Genomic DNA, 13,600 nt, shown 5'->3' on the forward strand with positions numbered 1-13,600 from the left:
CTCTGCGAGTGTTGTTCTAAAAACGTTTGACGATCAGGGACGAATTGATCCCCAGCATGCCAAACGAGCTGTTCAAAATATAGTCAACTTTGCCAATTTCGCGAGGCTCGTTCAGCACCAGATTGGTCAGCTCGATATCGGGATCAAGCTGGTCCACATTGATGGTGGGATGAACGACGCCATCCTCAAAAGAAGGCAAGTTGCCGGCTAATTCTAACGAACCAGCGGCTCCCATCGTATGCCCAATAAAGCTTTTCGTGTTATTTACGTGCGTATTTTTTGAGCCACCAAAGACACTCTGGACAGCTTTCGCTTCAAGAATGTCGCCCATTCCGGTGCCCGTCGCGTGCGTGCTGACGATGTTGATTTGATCAGCGTTAAGATGAGCCCGATCGAGCGCCATTTGCATGCACTGAGCCTGACGTTCGGCGTTGGGCAGCACGAAGTCCGTGGCATCGGTATTCATCCCGTAGCCAACGATCTCTGCGTAAATTTTGGCGTCGCGTTTCCTGGCGTCCTCCAGGCGTTCGAGCGTATAGAGACAGCCTCCTTCTGAGACCACGATCCCGTTACGCTCTTTGTCGAACGGCCGCGAGGCTTTTGTCGGATCCTCGTGCGTCGCCAAAGCGTTCTGGCTGTTGAATCCGGCGAAGATTCCAAACGTGTGAATGCTTTCCGACACACCGCCAGCGATCGCCAGGTCGCACTCATGCAGCCGCAGCATTTGCACGGCTTGAATCAGTCCCGCGTTGCCCGCGGCGCAGGCGGCGCCGATCGTGTAGTGCGGGCCGGTGATGTTCATGTGCAACGCCACTTCGCCGGCCGGATTGTTGGCAACCGTTCGAGGGTTGTGGTGGTGCGTCCAGTACTGACAGTCGTAATCGTACTGGCTGATTTCGTAAATTTCGCTCTCAGTTTCCACGTTGCCATGTTCGGTCACGCCGACGTACACGCCAATGCGACTGCGGTCGATGTTCTCCATGTCCAAGCCTGCGTCGGCGACCGCTTCATGGCTGCAGTAGACACCGACGCTTCCGGCTCGCGTTCCGCGACGAGCGTCTTTTCGTGACTGGTGCCTTTTGACGTCAAAGTCACACTGCCCGGCGACCGTTTTGCCAAAGTAGCGAATTTCGTAATCGCTAATTCCGCTGCGGGCGTTCAGGACTGAGTCACGCATTTCCGCCAGGCTGTTGCCATTGGGCGCCGTCAGCCCGATGCCGGTCATGACGACGCGCTGCGAATCGGGCAAGTCGGATGGGTTGGGATAGGGGATCATGGAAAGGTCTGCGCAGGGTGGTGCTTTTCGCAAAAAGGTAACGCCAACGACCTGATATGACAATTGGCGACAACTTGCCTCAGGCTAAGAGGTGATTTCTGGCGTCAAAGCCGCAAAACAAAGTCGACTAATGGTGGAAAACTGCGGGTGCTGCCAGCAAAAGCCGGGAAGTGAGACCGTGAGTCGATTGGGCTGCTCAACGCCTGCGGTGATATCGCCAACGGTTTCACGTTCCGTTTGATCCTGCACACAAGTCAGTCGTCGATTTCGCTGTTTGTACGTGTCCCAGCCAGAACTGGTTCACGTACGCCGTGCCAGATTCAGATTCGAGCGCACACGTTGGCCGTGCACTCAGAGCTTTCTGTGCATTCAAAATCGACTTGAGGTCGACTTGAAGTTCTGGGCTATTTCGAGAACGTGGTTCGATCCGAACTGAGCCCCGGACCCTGAGCAGTCTTTGATCCGCCGCGTTGGTAGCGTCGGACACCGTTGTCGAATTGGCGATAGATTCCAAAATCGTACGGAGGAATCGTTTCTGCGATGCCGGCTTTGTTCGCCTGGATTCGCAGGACTTTCTCAAAATAGATAAATGGAAAGTTTGTATTGGGGCGTTTTTGCTGAACCCATTTGAAACTGGTTTGGACCAGCTTTGACGGCAGCTTTCCTTCGCGGACTTTGATCACGATCTCATTGACGAATTTTCTTTCCTCGTCGCGCCGCGTTTTCAAAATCGCGTTCAGCTGCTGTTCGTATTGCAGGAAACGTTTGTCCGTAAAGTTTTCTGGTTCAAAGGTTTGCGCCGAAACCGTCGAATCGCCAAACGTTGGAATCGCAAAAAGGCAGAACGCAATGATTGTGAAACCGGTTTTCGCGAGCTGGGAAAACATTGGGAGCCTGTCGAAATAGAGATAAATGGACCAACTTTGGCGGCGTAGATATCAGGTTTTTCAATTGCCACACAGAGAAAAATTTACAATTCCTTGGCTTCGCTATCGCATTACCTCGCAGAAACGTGGCGGACGTTTACGATATAGCTGGCATTATTGCCGTCCTTTCCCCGTGATCGGGGATCGAATTGGACCACTGACTATTCAAGTGCCAGGAGATACTGACTGTGGCTGACAAGAAAAAAACTGAATCGAAACCGACTGTCGAAAGTGCATGCGACGAATCCCGACGGGGGTTTTTGAAGACCGGAACGGCTGCCGGAGCAGCTGCTGCAGTCGGACTGGGCGCTCCTTCGCTTTCGCTGGCTCGATCAGCTAACGCGGCCGGACGTGACACGATCAAGTTGGGACTGATCGGCGGCGGCGGACGCGGACGAGGTGCATCGATTCAGGCGATGAACACTGCGTCGGGAAACAACGTCGAACTCCACGCGATCGCAGACGTCTTTGAGAAAAACGCCGACATCGCCATCGACGCCTGTTCGACTGAACATGATGGCAAAGTCAAAGTCACCGACGACACGAAGTTCATCGGACTGGACGCTTACAAACGCGTGCTCGATTCCGACGTCGACATGGTGATCCTCGCCACGCCTCCTGGCTTCCGTCCTCTGCATTTCGAAAAAGCAATCGACGCCGGAAAACATGTCTTCATGGAAAAGCCCGTTGGTGTGGACGCTCCCGGGATTCGCCGCGTGCTGGCCGCCGGTGAAAAGGCTCGTGAGAAAAAGCTGATGGTTCAGGTCGGCTTGCAACGTCGCCACGAACCAATTTACAAAGACACCATCAAGCAGCTTCAGGACGGCATCATCGGCGACTTGCTCGTCAGCCGAGTCTACTGGAACAACAATGGTGTTTGGAATCGTCCGCGGGACCCTCGCGACAACGAACTCGAATATCAATTGCGAAACTGGTACTACTTCAACTGGCTCTGTGGTGACCACATTGTTGAGCAACACATTCACAACCTCGACGTGATCAACTGGTTGATGGAAGACTACCCGGTCAAGGCTCAAGGGCAGGGCGGCCGACTGGTGCGAACTGGCCGTAAGAACGGTGAGATCTTTGATCACCACGCCGTTGAGTACACGTATGGAAACGGACACAAGATGTTCAGCTTCTGTCGTCACATGCCAAAGTGCTGGAGCGCGGTTACCGAGTTTGTTCACGGCAGCAACGGTTGGGCTCATCTCTCCGAAGGCAAGATCTACGATAAAGACGACAAACTGATCTTCGAAGCCGAGTACGATCCGAAGAAAAAGCACGACGGATGGCAGCAGGAGCATCACGACCTGTTCGCCGCGATCGAAGCCGGCCAATACGTCAACGAAGCCGAATACGGTGCCAAGAGTACATTCACTGCTATCTTCGGCCGACTGGCGACGTACAGCGGAAAGGAAATTTCGTGGGACAAGTGCCTGGCGGAAGGTCCGTCGTTGGCCAACGTCGACGAGTTGACTTCCTTCGACATGCCGGCTCCTTGCGTGCCTAAACCGGATGGATCGTATGAAGTTCCAGTCCCCGGTGCGGGTGCCAGCACGGTTCTCGGATACGGCAACGCAAAGAAAAAAGCCAAGGGTTAATTTCATATTGCCGTTTGTGACGGTCAGCAAATTGAAAACCTGCGTTTCCGGAGTTCGGGAGCGTGGGTTTTTTTTGTTGACGCCCCGAAAACGCCGATAAACATTGCGGTCAATGGGAGTTTGGGATCCGGGATGATTCAACGCGAATGTAGGGCGGACAATGAACTTCCTCAGCCAAAATCCGACTCGAGAGGAGCTGCTGGATCAGATCCAGCGGTTCTACGATGAAGGCCAATATCTTAAAGCCTGGGCGCTCTCCCGGTCGCTTGGCCCGCTGAAACACTGGCGCGGCGCTCGCGAAATGGTGCTCGCCGGTCGCCTCGCATTTAACCTCGGTTCACGGCGACTTGGCAACGTCTTGCATCGGTTGGCTCTGCGGATGCATCCGAACGATCCGATGGTCGTGACGTTCGCGATGCTCACGATGTCGGGAAGGCTCGGCCCGTGGGGATCGTTGCAGAGAATGAAACTGCACGGCGACTTGCCGCATGCCAAAACTGAAAACCGAGCCGACTGGATGGCGCTCAAGGCGCTGAACTATGCTCAACTGAGAGACTTTCAGAAAGCCGAATACTGGCAAGCGAAAGCATTTGAACTGGCGCCTGAAAGTGCGTGGATGTACGTCAGCCAGACTGCGATTCTTGAGTGCCAGGATCTGAACGACGAAGCCACCCGTGCGGCTGAGAAGGCTTACGCGATCAAGCCAACGTACCGTCCGGCAATTCAGTCGCTGGCCAATCGATATATCGAATCCAATCGAGATCAGGACGCGGTGGACTTGCTGTATCGGGCTGTCAACCAGATCGAAAGTGGATTGGTGCGATGTCAGTTGGCGTCGTTCTATCGAGAGCTGGAGTTCTACGAACACGCTTTGCAGCTCTACGATGGCATCGAGAAATACTTTCCACTGCTGAGCGAGGACGCGAAGTACGAACAATGGCTCGCCGGCGTTCATTCAGACCTGAACTACCTCAATGGCAAGCGTAACAAGGCCATCGAGTGGGCTCAGAAAGTCGACGATGACTTTTATCGCGAATTCGTTGGTCGACTGTCAGATCCGTCCTTCACTGGGCGACGCGTCCAGCTTCCGGTGAAGTACGTGAAGCAGCATCATGTAACGTGCGCACCGGCAACGCTGTCCGCCATCGCCATGTACTGGCAGAAAGGCACCGACCATCTCGAAGTCGTGGAAAAAATTTGCTACGACGGAACGCCTTCCGACAGCGAACGACGTTGGGCGGCAAAAAACGGATTCAAAACAGTCGAATTTACGCTGACTTGGGAAGCCGCCACGGCGCTCATCGATCGCGGATTGCCTTTTACGTTGACGACGATCGAACCGGGCAATGGTCACCTCCAGCCGATCATCGGATACGACAGCTTTCGAAAAACGCTAATCACCCGCGATCCTGGAAACCGGCACGCCAGCGAATTCCTGTACGACAAAATGCAGAAGCGTTATGAGTCGACGGGACCGCGAGCGATGGCTTTGGTCCCCAATGAGTACGCTCAGCAGATCGACGGAATCACCTTTCCCGATGCGAAAGAGTACGACCTTCTGTTCAATGTCGAGCTCTGTCTGGAGAAACATCAACGCGATAAAGCCAACGATATCGTGTCGCTGATGGAGCAGCATTTTCCTGACCATCGTTTGACGTTGCGAGCCAGAATCAGCGTTGCTCGTTACGATTCCGATGTACAGACGATGTTGAGTTCCGTCGATCGAATGCTGTCGCAGTTTCCCGACGACGCGAATTTTCAAATGCAGAAACTCTCCTGTTTACATCAGCTCGGGCGGCGTGAAGATCGACTGAAGTCGTTGCGTGAGATCCGACACTCCGACCGTTGTCACCCGCTGTTTTGGACGCGATTGGCCGAAGAACTGGTCGACGACGCACGCGAAAAGAATGAAGTTGACTATCTGTTGAAGCGGGCGACTCGTTTTCGATTTCGCGACGGCTACGGATTCTATTTGCTGGCTCGGACCTGCAACGATCAAGGCCGCTACGAAGAAGCCATCGAGTTGTTTCGAATCGCGGCTTGTCTTGATGGCATGAGCGAGCACCGGGCGCAAGCGTACTTTTCGACGGCGCAGAGCATGAACCGGATGGGCGAGGCACTGTTCCTGCTCGAAGACCGCCTTGATCGGTTCGGTTCCAAATCGTCATCGCCCGCCATGACGCTGGCATCGGCTTATGAAGACATGGATCAGACAGAACGAGCGTTCGCGATTCTTGACGACGCTGCGAACTATCATTCGGCTGATGGCGAGTTTCTGCTGTACTATTCTGATTTCTGTAATCGCTACGGAAGGACCGATCAGGCGGCAGAACTGCTTGCCGCAGCGAAGCCTCACAGCAGTAAAACGCAGTGGCTGCATCATGCTGCCCAGCACGCATCACGCAAAGGCGAATCGGAAACGGCACTTTCCTGTTTGCTCGAAGTCGTCGAGGACGATCCGCTAAACACCAGAGCACTTTCGCATACGCTGAGTTTGATTGCAGATCGGGAGGGCCGGAAGGCAGCGATCAGTCGCATTCGAAAGCAAGTCGAAGCGTTTCCGAACTCCTATTCGTTGCGCAAGCTGCTGATTGAATGGTTGGCGTCAGAAAAAAGCGAAGTTCGGGAACTGGAACTTAACAGATTTCTGCAACTACACCCAAATGATGCGTGGGCCTTGCGGGAATTGGCGTCGGTCCTCGCTGGCATGAAGCGGTTTGACGATGCCTTGAAAGCCATCAAGCAGGCTTGTGCCGTCGATCCGAACTCTCCCGCGACTCATGGATTTCGTGGCGAAGTCTACCAGAAACAGAATCGACTTGACGACGCGATTGAGTCTTACCGCCAGGCTCTGTCCATCACGATCGACTATCAGTACGCCATTCACGAACTGATAAACTGCTGCAGCACGCGAGAACAGCGAAAGCAACAACTTCGATTCATTCTCGCGGAACTGAATCGGCAAACCAGCCGGGGAGACGGTTTACTGCAATATCGGAAGCACGCGAAACAGGTGCTTGAGCCCGAAGCGTTGCTGCAGTCTTTGCTGGAATTCCTCGGCAAGCGTGAAGATCTGTGGCAATCCTGGGTGGCACTTTCCCGCCAGCTTAGCGACATGCAGCGTCACGAAGAAGCCATTTCGATCGCGACGAAGGTGTCTGAAAAGTTCCCCTTGCTGCCACGGGTCTGGTTAGAGCTTGCGGCAACTTATTCGGCGTGTGGCAAATGGGATCAGCAAATTGAGTCGCTAAAGAAAGCGAATTCGATCAATTGTCGCTGGGGCGAAGTTATTCGAACTCTTTCCGAAGCCTACGACAAGAAAGGCGAACTTGAACTCGCGAAACTGGAGATCGCGAAAGCCATTAAGCTCGATCCGCGAAACGCGATTAACTTCGGATACCTTGCGGATCTCACATGGCGTCACGGGGACAAAGAGCAGGCTCTGGAAAAAATCGCACATGCCGTTCGGCTTGATCCGGACTACGAGTTCGCCTGGTCGTCGCTGCGATCATGGTGTGAACAGTTGGGAAAGCCGGACTTTGACGTGACGCTCGCCAAAGAACTCTGCCGCGATCGGCCGGAGGAATCGCGTTCGTGGCTAAAGCTGGCGTATTGCCTGGACCAACCGCATCAGGTGGAGGATGCGATCGAAGCACTCGACAAAGCCATCGAGATCGATCCTTTACTGGTGGCAGCCTACAGCCAGAAAGCTTCCTTGTACTGCGTTCGCGGGCGATTTGACGAGGCAAGGGGCGTTCTCCAGACCGATGCGTTTGGTGAAAATTATCCGGTCGAGCTTTCCGTCCGCCGAGCGGTCATCTCGGCTGAAGAAGGCCGACAGACGTCCGCTCTGCACGAAGTTCTGGACGTTGTCGATCGGGATCCGGATTACTTCAAAGCCTGGCATTGCATCGCAGACTGGGCATCCGATTTGGATGAGTCGGAGCTTTACACGCGGGCCGCCGAGAACATGACGCGTTTGGAACCTCAGTACTACGTCGCATGGGGCTATCTGGCGGAAGCGTGTTTGCGAAACGGACGACGCGACGATGCGAAAACTCATTTGCAACAAGCGTTGCAACTGGCACCTGACTACACGTACGCGGCCGGACAGTTGCTGCAGATGCAGATGGAAGATGGTGAGTTTGCTGCTGCGAGGAAAGTCGTGGCAACGGTCACGCCGCACGTTTCGGCAGAAGTCAGGTTGTCGAAGTTGATTCAGATTGAATCCCGCTGCGGTGACCAATATGCTGCGTTTCGGTACTTTAAGGAGTTAGCCGCACTGGAGACCGAAAATATCGAGAGTCTGTCTGAATCCGTGCCTTTCCTGCAGAAGGCGGGCTGGAACAAGGAGGCGATGGACTTGTTGAGCGAAATCGTTCAGTCGCCGGTTGCGATGCCCGCGGTCGGCGATGCTTTCGCGTTTCATGCTGCGAAAATGGAGCGTTGGATTTCGATCGAAACGACGCTGGATAAAATCAGGAGCCAGCGAAAGCTTTGGGATGTCACCGCCTGCCGTTTTCTGCAGGAAGCCCAGGACGCCGGAGAGAGTGATCGTTTCTTCAGTTTCGTCGCATCCGAACGTGAGTTCATCCGAGCCTCGCTTGACGGTTGGCAGAATCTTGGATGGCTGTATGTTCGCGTCAATCTTTACGAAGAGTGTATTCGTTGGATGTTCGATTGGGGGATCCGTCCAAGGGCCGAATCGTGGAGCCTGCTGAATCTGGCAACTGCTTTCTTTTGCACGCGCAAGGATCACAAAGCTGCTGAAATCTGTGAGTTTGCTTTGGAACGCAAAGAGTGCCCTGTTGCGATCGCAGCCAACTTGCAAGTCATGTTGGGTTGCTTCCGCTTGGTCTATGGAGACCTGAATTCAGCATTCGAATTGATGTCAACGATTGACCCGGATCGCTTGCCCGGTTTCTATCAAGTTGTGTTCTACCAGACGATGGCCGCGCTTGGCGCAAACCGGACAGAGAATTCGTATTCCGCGATCAAGAAAGAGATGGAAGCCTTGATTGACGAGCTTGACGCGTCTTTCGAAAGCGACGTGCCGGTTCTGATGCGAAACCATCATTTGATTCTGTGGAGCGTCGCGCGACGGGAAGGCAAATCAATCCGTGCGGCACTGTTGCAACGAAAAGCTTACGCGGAGATGGTGTAGACAAGAGGCAGATCGCGTTCAATCGGTCCACGAAAAAACCCGTTGCTCGAATGAACGAACAACGGGCTGTTTAAGCTGAACTTATCGTCACAAGGGATGATGAGTTCTGCGATGGGTGGCCGTCGGCTACCCGCCGATAGCGTCAAGCGGTACCACCCACTCGGCTAATACAGAAACTACACACTTAGTCACCTCCTTTTCTCGAAATCATCCCGCTTGAAACCTATGCCGTAAGATTGGTTTCTCGCAGGTCGTGAGTCCATCGCACTGCGTCGTACGATCCAACATCTGCAGTATGATCAAGCCAATCAAAAGCTGCAATATGGCTTCGTATACCCGTAATTCGGGTGGCCGACAAAGCACAACAGCCGCAATTTTCCTGATCGCAGACATCTGGAGGAGACGTCGCGTGAAGAAAGGTTCACTCTCTGTTTCCGATTGATATGGCGATCCTATTCGCCGTCATCCATGACTTCTGTCTCGCGAGATTTGGCCATTTCAGTCGCCTGGTCTTCGTATTTCTTGGTCAAATCCTGAATGTCGCTCTTCACCGAATCGCGATCATCTTCAGTCATCAACTTGTCTTTTTGTTCCTGATCAGCAGCCTTGTTTCCGTCGCGGCGAACATTGCGGATCGAGATCTTCGCATCTTCCGTCAGTTCCCTGATCCGACCGACCATTTTTTTGCGGACGTCTGTCGAAAGAGCAGGAATGTTGATGCGGACAACCCGTCCGTCGCTTTGCGGATTGAAGCCGAGATCGCTGCCAACGATTGCTTTTTCAATTTCCTTGATGATCGACGTGTCGTAGGGGCGGATCACGATCTGGGAAGGCTCTGGAGCACCGACTTGAGCGATCTGTTTGAGTGGTGTTGGAGATCCATAAACATCGACTCGGACCGAATCCACCAATCCTGGATTGGCGCGGCCGGTACGGATGCCACCAAGATTCTTCTTGAGAATCTCGATTGCTTTTCCCATTCGCTCTTCGGCGTCCGTCAAAATTTCATTGGCTGGCATGTTCGTATCCTCGTATCGAAGTCGGTGGCGACGTGTTGGTAATCTGAACCATCAGTGTAGCGGATTTGCCGGGTCTTGTGAAAAGGGGTTCCGCAAGCCCGACGCAGCATCGGTTGCCCTCAAAATCGCAACCAGTTTCGGCTGTCGGAGCTATAGAAAGAAGAATTTTCCAAGGTCATTCACGACGAACCAGATCGTCGTCCCCGCGGCAAACAGGATATGCAATCCGATCGCCGTCGCGAACCACGGATATCCGTCGTCGAGTTTCGGAGGCTTGCCCGAGTTGATCGTGTTCCGCCAGATCGTCTCCAGCCCGTGAGTCGCGATCGAGGCCGTGATCAAATTCAAGCCCAGGATTCCGACCCACTGAAACAGAAAGAATGATCGGGTGACTTCTTTGACAGCCAGTGACAGGAAAAAGTTGGAAACAGCCGCGAACACCGTTGCGGATACGAGGGCAAACACGAAGAATTGGAACCATGTGGTGAAAAAGTAGGGCCGCTTTTCCACGATCCACAGCGGCACCATGATTTTGAAGATCTCCTGAATGATCGGGCCGGCGATGCAGGCCAGAATCACATCGGTGACGAAGAACTGGTTTCCGGAAAACAGAGAGATCACCGCCGCTATGGCAGCCAGAGGCACGGAAAGCAGAACGACGCCCAGGGTTACCGTCCACGCTTGCCATTGAGTCCAGCTTTCTCGTCGCTGGCTCAGCCAGTTCGCGTAAGTCAACGCGGAATCGGGCACTGATGCGGAAACCGCAGGAGTCAGCGACGGTTCGTCCCAAACACTGTGGTCAATGTCCTCTTCCGAGGATGGCGAAAATTGAATCGCTGCTGAGTTAAAACCAAGCGGCGTGTCGATCGCAGGGTCAAGATTCGGATCCACGTTGCCCGGACGCAAATGAGGCTCATTTCTGATGTCCGGGTCATTGGGTGGCATCGTGATCAACCTGCTACGCGATCGGTTTTTCGTAGATTCGAAACGTCTTGAACTTTTCAACTTTCGCGGACCTGGCGATCGCTCGCATGGAACGCAGGTTATCTTCTTCGACCCAAGAGAACTCCCACTCGTCGTACTCCAGTCGTTTGTCGACCAGGCGTTTGATCAAACTGGTGGATACGCCGCGGTTGCGATATTCTTTTTTCACGCCCAGCAAAAATACTCTCGTGCGAGGCGTTCGCTTCAGCCAAAACAGCAATTGTGGAAGTCGAATCCAATCCCATTTGCCGATCGTTTTTCGCAGAGCCCAGTTCACGTCGGGAATGTTTACGATATAGCCCACCAGTTGATCGTCCCAATAGGCGACGTGAATCATGTCGAATCGCACGACAGGACGCAGGCTTTTGACCATGAATTTCAACTCGGAGTCCGTGAACGGAACGTAACCCCAATCGTCCTTACGGACTTCGTTGGCCAACTCGTTGATCTCGCGGAACGTTTGCTCAAAATTGTTCTTGTCCACCGTCCGCATCTTCAGTTGCGGAAAACGCTTTGAGATCTTTTCACGCGACGACGCCAGTTTTGCCCACTCGTCTTCTGAGCGATAATGGTGCTCAGTTTTCGTGCTGTGAAAAGCGTAAAACGATTTGGCGACCTCGAATCCACCGCCGGTCAGTAATGAATCGTAGCGGGCAGGTGTGTGAGCCAGCATGATCGATGGCGGGATATGGTTGCCTTCGACCACAACGCCAAACTCGGACTTCATCGACGGGTTCACCGGGCCGCGAATACTGTCACACCCTCGTTGCTTCAGCCACGCCTCGGCAGTGGCCATTAGCGAATTGTGAATCACAGCAGCTTCTGGATGGTCGGCGACTTCATAGAATCCAAAGAAGCCAAGCTTGTCGTTGTTGAAGTCATTGTGAAGATCGTCCTTGATCGCCACGATGCGGCCGACGGCATGATTCCTGGAATCGTAGCAAACAAAGCATTCCCGCGATGCCGTTTCGAAAAACGGATGTGCCTCGGTATCAAGCATCTGCCGCTCCATGATCTTGAGCGGGTGCACGACTGCCGGGTCGTTTCGATAGATCTTCCGCCTAAGCCCGTAAAAGTCGCGCCAGTGTTTGCGGGTTGTTGCGGCAATCGTACGCATTGTCATTAACAGACCGCGGCGAGAAGGAATTCGTGAAACGAGAAATATAAACCGTTTCGGCTGAAAAAACACGCCCCGACCAGGCAGGGATGGTTTTTATGGAACCGTCCTTCGTTTCATCGGCACGATCGCACACCCGGTTAAATCTGATTCCCGCGGCGGCGTGCGAGGCAGCACCGAAGGGGATACAATTGGATTCCAGTTTTCCGGCATCGAACCTCAACTCCCGACAATCCCATGAAGTCAGTAATCCTCTCGGTTCTGATCGTTGCTGCGACCAGTTCTGTCCTGTTGGCTCAGTCAATACCGGACGACGATGCAGTTGAATCCGCATTGGAGACCGTAAATAGAGTCGGCCTGCATGGTGTCGGCCACGCAGATGCCGTTGAATCGATGAAAATACTGAATTCGATTTCCGCCAGTCAGATTCCTGTTTTGTTGAAAGGCATGGACGGGAGCAACCAGATCTCGGCCAACTGGATTCGCGGCGCCATTCAAAAAGCAGCCTCTCGTTACGCCAACGATCTTCCGGCGGATTCGATTACCACCTATTTCGAGGACCAGTCCAATGATCCGCAGGGACGTTGGTTGGCCTGGAATCTGCTTTGCAGGACCCAGCCCGAATTTCGAGTCAGAACGACGGATATGTTGGCAACGGATCCGAGCATGCCGCTTCGAGAAATTGGCGTCGCCAAATTGATTGCCGACGCCGAATCCATCGGCGACAACGCGGAAGATCTGGATGACGCGGCGAAGGACGAAAAGCTTGCACTGTTGCGAAAAGCTTTGGAGAACGCCCGAGATGTGACTCAAATCCAAACGATCGCCAAACAGATGGCTCCTTTGGGGCAGGAAGTCAATCTGCGAAAACAGCTCGGTTTTCTCGAAACGTGGCACGTTGTGGCCGGCTTTGACAACAAGGACGAGGCAGGCTTTGACGTCGTGTACGGACCAGAGTCCAAACTCGGCGAGTTTGACTTTGCGAAAACCTATGTTGTCGGCGACGAAACGGCAGTCTGGATGGAAACGACGACTTCTCACAAACTGGGAGTTGTCGACCTGAATTCTGTTGTCGGTAAAACGAAGGGAGTGATCGCCTATGCTGCCTCCAATCTGGAAATGTCCGAGGGATGCGAGGCCGAAGTTCGGATCGGAACGCCGAATGCGCACAAAATTTGGGTCAACGGTACGCTTGTGATGTCGAACGAGATCTATCACAACAGCAACTCGATCGATAAATTTTCAGCGCCGGTGAAACTGAAGACCGGCTCGAATCGAGTGCTGGTAAAGCTGTGCCAAAATGAGCAAACAGATTCGTGGGCGCAGGACTGGAGCTTTCAAGTCCGGTTCTGTGATTCGACGGGTAAGCCAGTCCGTTGACGGGTGGCTCCGTTTGCGCGGATTTTTCGGGTTCAATATTGGCCTGATTGGGAATTGTGAGGGTTAAGGTGAAAACCTGAGCTAGGTTTCAGGGCGGGATCTCGAATATCGAATTCGAATTTCTGTAATC

Annotated in this window: 8 protein-coding genes; 3 read left to right on the plus strand and 5 right to left on the minus strand. The window is 53.6% G+C overall.

The genetic code is table 11. The features are described from left to right. Positions 1-16: 16 nt before the first annotated feature. Complete coding sequence (locus tag MFFC18_RS11460) at positions 17-1,276, minus strand: beta-ketoacyl-[acyl-carrier-protein] synthase family protein (RefSeq protein WP_075086416.1); 1,260 nt, start codon at positions 1,274-1,276, stop codon at positions 17-19. 404 nt (positions 1,277-1,680) lie between these two features. Beyond that, a complete protein-coding gene (locus tag MFFC18_RS11465) occupies positions 1,681-2,163 on the minus strand; it encodes a hypothetical protein (RefSeq protein WP_075086415.1) in 483 nt (160 codons plus the stop codon). A gap of 227 nt (positions 2,164-2,390) precedes the next feature. Between MFFC18_RS11465 and MFFC18_RS11470 the strand changes: the two genes are divergently transcribed. After that, complete coding sequence (locus MFFC18_RS11470) at positions 2,391-3,806, plus strand: Gfo/Idh/MocA family protein (protein ID WP_075086414.1); 1,416 nt, start codon at positions 2,391-2,393, stop codon at positions 3,804-3,806. A 160-nt stretch (positions 3,807-3,966) separates the two neighbouring features. Next, positions 3,967-8,970, plus strand: coding sequence for a tetratricopeptide repeat protein (locus MFFC18_RS11475; protein WP_075086413.1), 5,004 nt, complete (start codon positions 3,967-3,969; stop codon positions 8,968-8,970). Positions 8,971-9,422: 452 nt separating this feature from the next. On the opposite strand, the gene frr is transcribed toward MFFC18_RS11475, so the two are convergent. From frr to MFFC18_RS11490, 3 genes are all read right to left on the minus strand, one after another. After that, entirely contained in the window at positions 9,423-9,989 is a 567-nt protein-coding gene (gene frr / locus MFFC18_RS11480) for a ribosome recycling factor (protein ID WP_075086412.1), read from the minus strand. Positions 9,990-10,139: 150 nt separating this feature from the next. After that, the gene (locus MFFC18_RS11485) at positions 10,140-10,934 is read right to left on the minus strand and encodes a hypothetical protein (RefSeq protein WP_148618823.1); all 795 of its coding nucleotides are present in this window, start codon (positions 10,932-10,934) and stop codon (positions 10,140-10,142) included. A gap of 13 nt (positions 10,935-10,947) precedes the next feature. Further along, positions 10,948-12,096, minus strand: coding sequence for a GNAT family N-acetyltransferase (locus tag MFFC18_RS11490; RefSeq protein WP_084417427.1), 1,149 nt, complete (start codon positions 12,094-12,096; stop codon positions 10,948-10,950). 231 nt (positions 12,097-12,327) lie between these two features. Here MFFC18_RS11490 and MFFC18_RS11495 point away from each other — a divergent pair, with 231 nt between their 5' ends. Beyond that, positions 12,328-13,470 (plus strand): hypothetical protein, encoded by a 1,143-nt coding sequence (locus MFFC18_RS11495; protein ID WP_075086409.1) that lies wholly within the window; start codon positions 12,328-12,330, stop codon positions 13,468-13,470. Positions 13,471-13,600 lie beyond the last annotated feature (130 nt).

The organism is Mariniblastus fucicola (assembly GCF_008087665.1).
Lineage (GTDB): Bacteria > Planctomycetota > Planctomycetia > Pirellulales > Pirellulaceae > Mariniblastus > Mariniblastus fucicola.